Origin of the sequence: Pseudomonas sp. ABFPK (genome assembly GCF_001586765.1) — a bacterium.
In the GTDB taxonomy this organism is placed as follows: domain Bacteria; phylum Pseudomonadota; class Gammaproteobacteria; order Pseudomonadales; family Pseudomonadaceae; genus Aquipseudomonas; species Aquipseudomonas asiatica.
Genome location: NZ_LQXW01000083.1, coordinates 1 through 845 on the forward strand (window position 1 = coordinate 1; position 845 = coordinate 845).

The window sequence follows — 845 nt, forward strand, 5'->3', positions numbered from 1 at the left end:
CCCGTGAGGGCAGAAAACCAAGGCTATGCCTTGGTTTTCCAATAATCAGCGGCTGAAAATCGGGGTTTTCGGCATCTCCAAGCCGTCCATTTGCGGCTGGTGGGTAACTTGTTCGGAGAATCCTTAATGGTTCAAGAAACGAATTTGGACTAGGTAGCTCCGGGCACACTATCGTCGTAGAGGGGGACAATGTGACGCTCTATCCACCCGAATGATGGCCATCTGCCAAGAAATCCACTCCCCTCGGAATTCGCTTTACCGTTGATGCCATCTTGGCATTAAGAGAAAAGCCCGCTCCATGCACACCCCATGGAGCACACTATGCACCTCCTATCTTGGTTACGCCGTCGTTCGGCCAAACCAACGCCAGAAGCCTCACCGCAAGGCTTCCATCTACCGGTGAAGGCTACTGCTCTGCTGCAGAGCCCCTTCCGCCAGCAGCTCCTGGAGAATATCTGGCGCCGGGCTTCGCTCTCGCGAGCTCAGTTCAACACCCTCTACCTTAAGCCGCTCGAGCGCTACGCAGAGCTGGTGCAACTGCTCCCTGCCTCCGAAAATCATCACCATGCCCATCTAGGGGGACTTCTGGACCACGGCCTGGAGATCATGGCTTACGCGTTAAAGATCCGGCAGACGCACCTCCTACCGATCGGAGCTCCCCCCGAATCCCAGTCTGCTCAAGCAGAAGCCTGGACAGCGGCTGCTGCCTACGGCGCCCTGCTGCGGATTCCACGGTCATCTGGCCACCCATTCCATAAGCATCTGACCACCGATTCCACGGTGATCCGGCCACCCATTCCACGCGTATCCGACCACTGATTCCACGGTCATCCGGCCACTCAACC

Annotated in this window: 1 pseudogene; it reads left to right on the forward strand. The window is 57.2% G+C overall.

Annotation, left to right across the window (positions count from 1 at the left end):
• Nucleotides 1-309: 309 nt before the first annotated feature.
• Nucleotides 310-720 (forward strand): annotated as a pseudogene (locus WM94_RS29970) (TraI domain-containing protein); the annotation flags it as partial.
• Between the last annotated feature and the right edge of the window lie 125 nt (nucleotides 721-845).